This window comes from Acidiplasma cupricumulans, assembly GCF_001402935.1.
GTDB lineage: Archaea > Thermoplasmatota > Thermoplasmata > Thermoplasmatales > Thermoplasmataceae > Acidiplasma > Acidiplasma aeolicum.
In genome coordinates this window covers 1-4,156 of sequence record NZ_LKBH01000013.1, presented here as the reverse complement: position 1 = coordinate 4,156, position 4,156 = coordinate 1, and the positions used below count along the sequence as shown (strand labels likewise).

The 4,156-nt window shown below is 32.1% G+C and carries 5 protein-coding genes and 1 other RNA gene; 4 read left to right on the top strand and 2 right to left on the bottom strand.

Features of this window, described 5'->3' with window-relative positions:
* A partial coding sequence (locus AOG55_RS00315; protein WP_055040743.1) for an NAD(P)/FAD-dependent oxidoreductase occupies positions 1 to 989 on the bottom strand: 989 nt, incomplete at its 3' end.
* 100 nt (positions 990 to 1,089) lie between these two features.
* Here AOG55_RS00315 and AOG55_RS00310 point away from each other — a divergent pair.
* The 3 genes from AOG55_RS00310 to AOG55_RS00305 all read left to right on the top strand — a co-directional run bounded on the left by AOG55_RS00310 (position 1,090) and on the right by AOG55_RS00305 (position 3,083).
* Positions 1,090 to 1,599, top strand: a complete 510-nt coding sequence (locus AOG55_RS00310) for an NTP transferase domain-containing protein (protein WP_084779373.1) — start codon at positions 1,090 to 1,092, stop codon at positions 1,597 to 1,599.
* A 39-nt stretch (positions 1,600 to 1,638) separates the two neighbouring features.
* An RNA gene (gene ffs / locus AOG55_RS09060) (signal recognition particle sRNA) lies at positions 1,639 to 1,941 on the top strand.
* 11 nt (positions 1,942 to 1,952) lie between these two features.
* Positions 1,953 to 3,083, top strand: coding sequence for an HD domain-containing protein (locus tag AOG55_RS00305; protein WP_084779374.1), 1,131 nt, complete (start codon positions 1,953 to 1,955; stop codon positions 3,081 to 3,083).
* Here AOG55_RS00305 and rimI read toward each other — a convergent pair.
* Positions 3,070 to 3,519: a ribosomal protein S18-alanine N-acetyltransferase gene (rimI, locus tag AOG55_RS00300; RefSeq protein ID WP_054964366.1), complete on the bottom strand. Its 450-nt coding sequence runs from the start codon at positions 3,517 to 3,519 to the stop codon at positions 3,070 to 3,072. The genes AOG55_RS00305 and rimI overlap by 14 nt on opposite strands.
* A gap of 149 nt (positions 3,520 to 3,668) precedes the next feature.
* Between rimI and AOG55_RS00295 the strand changes: the two genes are divergently transcribed.
* Positions 3,669 to 4,124: a D-glycero-alpha-D-manno-heptose-1,7-bisphosphate 7-phosphatase gene (locus AOG55_RS00295; RefSeq protein WP_054964367.1), complete on the top strand. Its 456-nt coding sequence runs from the start codon at positions 3,669 to 3,671 to the stop codon at positions 4,122 to 4,124.
* Positions 4,125 to 4,156 lie beyond the last annotated feature (32 nt).

Sequence of the window (4,156 nt, the reverse complement as noted above, 5' to 3'; positions counted from 1 at the left end):
CTCAATTCATCTATCTGTGTTTTTGAAAGACCTGAATAGACCTCACCATCCTCATGTATAACACCATTTTTCTGGAATTTATTGGATTTTATAAGCAATAATTCACCACCTATGTTTATGATATTCCCGGATGCTGTATATTTAAACTCCAGATCATTTCCCATGGCATTTTTCATGGAAATCTCACCAGATTTTCTGGCCATAAACGCTGTCAGTGGTACGTTTAAATTCATTATTTTCATTGAATCCCCGCAGGCATAAACATCATCATATTCAACAGACCTTAGTTTATTATTAACAATAATTCTTGAATTTTCCTGTTTTATATCAAAAGTTTTTATGATTTTATTTCCGGTTATTCCACCAGCATAAATAACAGTGTCTGCCAAAATTTCAGAATTATTAGTAATAACCCTATCTCTGGTAACATGCATCACCCTTTCATTCATAATAATGTTTACACCCATATTTTCAAGTTTGCTTTTTATATAATTGGAGGCATTTATGTTAATACCATTGAGAAGATGTTTTCCGGAATTTATCAGGTTTATTTTTTTACCCTTGATGATGCCAGCAAGTTCAACGCCAAGATAACCACCACCTATTATTACAACGTTATTACTATTTTCAAGTCTATTTTTTAATAAATCTGCATCCTTGGAGGTTTCAAGTTTAATCATGTTCTCATATCCATCAATATTTTCATAGGCCTGTGAGTGCCCAAGTGCAATTATTAATTTGTCATACGTGTATGTTTTATTTAATCCCTTAATTTCCCTGTTTTTAAAATCAACATTTTTTATATCATCCAGTATATCAACCCGCCTTTCTTTTCGTGCATAATCATTTTCATATCCATTTAAAATATATATGTACCTTGTTGGTATATCAATAAACCTACTTTTATCAATAGAAATGGCTGATTTATTTGCCATTTTCGCATAAATTCCGGAAAGGCCCATGCCAAGAATGTAAATTCCATTGCCCATGTTATTGCATAAAAAAATTATATATTATATTATTGCAAAGGTCAATGTATATTTTTCTTAAATTTAAAAAGTTTATTATCGGATAAAAATATGTGACCCTATGGAAGCGCTGATAATGGCTGGTGGTATGGGAAAAAGAATTGGTAATCCTAAAAAAATGCTTCTTATGATCAATGGAGAGGCCATTATCATTAGATTATTAAAAATTATTAAATCCCTTGGTCTAAATATAAATGTATGTACCGGGCCGGAAACAGTTTTTTTAAATGAAATTGGGGATGTAAATATAATAAATGGAACCGGTGATTATGCCATGGATCTTAAAACCTCAATAAATTCATTAAAACTGCCCGTCATTGTTCTTCCTGCAGATATTTTAATAGATAAGGAACTTTTGAAATCCTTTATTGAAAAATCAAAAAATTATAAGACCGGAATATTGAATATGCTAATAAATAATGAGCTTTCAGGCATTTCCATTTTTTATGAATATTTAAATGATGCAGAGCTGGCATATGAGAATATAAATTTTAATTCCAACTCATTTTTTAATATTAATACAGAATATGATTATAAAATGGCCAAAGAATATTATAAAAATATGCATTGAAATAGCATAAATTTTTTTAACATGATATAATTATCTTATCGCTGGACTTGACCGGGGAGCCAGGCACTCCCTGTGACCCGTGCCTAAATGCGGGGGCGACTGCCCGGTGAGGGCAACCAGGCCTTTGGCAGTCTCCATGGAATCGTTGAATCTCTGTCCTTTTGGATCGGGGGTTTATACATGCATACTCAAAGGAGAATGCATGTATAATTTGCTGAAAAAACCCGCCAGGCCCGGAAGGGAGCAACGGTATTTCAGACCGCCGATGCTGAGAGGGTGCGGGGAGGAGAGGAAGTGGAGGGCACTACCAAAACACCTGGTCTGATCCGGGTGTGTCCAGCATTGATGATAAAATGTATAAAATAATTCAGGATCCTTTAAACGGGCCGGTGAAGGTAAGCGGGATTTTTCTTGACATTATAAATTCAATATATTTTCAAAGATTAAGATATATAAAGCAGCTCGGGCTCTGCAACCTGGTTTTTCCAGGGGCAAACCATACAAGATTTGAACATTCCATAGGGACAATGTTTCTTGCCAGTGAGATCAAAAATTATATAGGCATTAATGATGAAAGACTTGAAATTGCTGCATTGCTGCACGATATTGGGCATACACCATTCAGCCATTCCATAGAGGATAAATTTTTTGAAAATTTTGGATTAATCCATGAGGATTTAACATCTAACATTATTACAGGTAAGGGGATATATGGAGATAGCGTTATCCCTGAAATACTAAATAAATATGGATATAACCCTGAGGAAATAGCTGACCTTGCCACAGGAAGAAATAAAAAAACGGTTTTATCTAAAATAATAAGTGGGTCACTTGATGTTGATGAGCTTGATTATTTAAGGAGGGATTCATTTTACTGTGGTGTTAATCTGGGAAATATCGATTATAAAAGGATATTTAATACCATAAAAATATCTGAAAATGACATAGTTGGTGAGGAAAAGTCAATACCGACAATAGAATCGGCAATAATAGGCAGGGTTTTAATGTATAGCTCTGTTTATTTTCATAAAACATGCAGGATAGCACAGAAAATGCTGGGCATTGCCTATGAACTTTATAATGGAAAGGATAAAAATGATCTAAGAATGAACGATTACGAGTTTATTTATGCCCTGGAAAATGATAAAAAATCCTCTGAAATTATAAAAAAGATTAAATCCAGAAATTTGTATAAAATAATATACAGGAGTAGTTACAGTGAGGATGCCTTAAATAATATAAGGGAAAAAATGTCCGTGTTTGATAGTGATTTATATATAATAGATGTAAACCCACCACTTTATTTTAATGAAAAGTCCAGGTTAAAAACGGATTTTACAGTATATTATAAGGATAAAAAATATGAAATTAATAAGATATCATATATAGTAAACGCGCTCAATGAAAACATAAAACGCAGGGATATTATAGTCTCTGCCGATGAGAGCATTCTTACCAAGGCAGCTTCCATTATAAAGACTTAACCATTCTGAATGCATTTTTGCTTCCCTTATATGGTATGCAGTAATAATTTTTTAAAAACTCTGATTTTACATAACCGTGCTTTAAATAAAAATTAATGGCAACATAATTTTTTTCCCGTACCTCAAGCACTGATTTTTTATATCCTTTTTTCTTTATTATCTCCTCTATGGAATCAAGTAATGAATCCCCAAGATGCCTCCCCTGATACTTCGGGATAACCGCTATACTTTCAATATCAACCTCATATTCATTTAATGGAACTGCGGTAACATATCCTATATATTCATCAGAATCTGTTGCAACAAGGGTAAATGCATCCTTTGAAAAAACCATTTCAATTATTTCATCTATATTATATGGACCAACATCAAATGCACTGTGCTCAATTTCATAGATACCTTTAAGATCATCTGAATTAAATGGGCGTATTTCCACGGTATTTAATCAAAATAAACTATTTTATATATTGCATTTACCAAAATATTAAACCCTATTTTATATATAAAGACAAGAAAATCGAATTAAACTTAAAATATTTAGAGTCTAAACAAAAGATTTTTAATTAGAATTATGCATACATAATCATGAAACGGGCTGTATTCCTTGACAGAGACGGGACAATAAATTATGATAAAGGTTATACATATAAACTAGAAGATCTTAAAATATATGATGACATAATTCCAATACTTAAAAAGTATTATGATAGTGGCTATATAATAATTGTTATTTCAAATCAATCCGGTATAAACCGGGGATATTTCACAGTAAATGATATGAAAAAATTTAATGATGGAATAAAAAGAATTTTTATGGAACATGGAATTGTTATATCGGATTTCTATTTTTGCCCCCACAAACCAGAAGAAAACTGTGAATGCAGAAAACCTAAAACAGGAATGGTGGAACAGGCTGTAAAAAAATACGGTATAGATCTTAAAAATTCTATTGTTATAGGTGATAGGGATGATATTGATGGTGAGCTTGCAAGGAATCTTGGGATAAAGTTTATAAAGGTTCATGGGTACAGTGCACCCTGATTTAATATATAATTTTAATGTAAAAATAATTT

Coding starts and splice junctions, on each gene's coding strand:
- AOG55_RS00310 (WP_084779373.1), top strand. CDS start 1,090: ATGGAAGCGCTGATAATGGCTGGTGGTATGGGAAAAAGAATTGGTAAT.
- AOG55_RS00295 (WP_054964367.1), top strand. CDS start 3,669: ATGAAACGGGCTGTATTCCTTGACAGAGACGGGACAATAAATTATGAT.
- AOG55_RS00305 (WP_084779374.1), top strand. CDS start 1,953: ATGTATAAAATAATTCAGGATCCTTTAAACGGGCCGGTGAAGGTAAGC.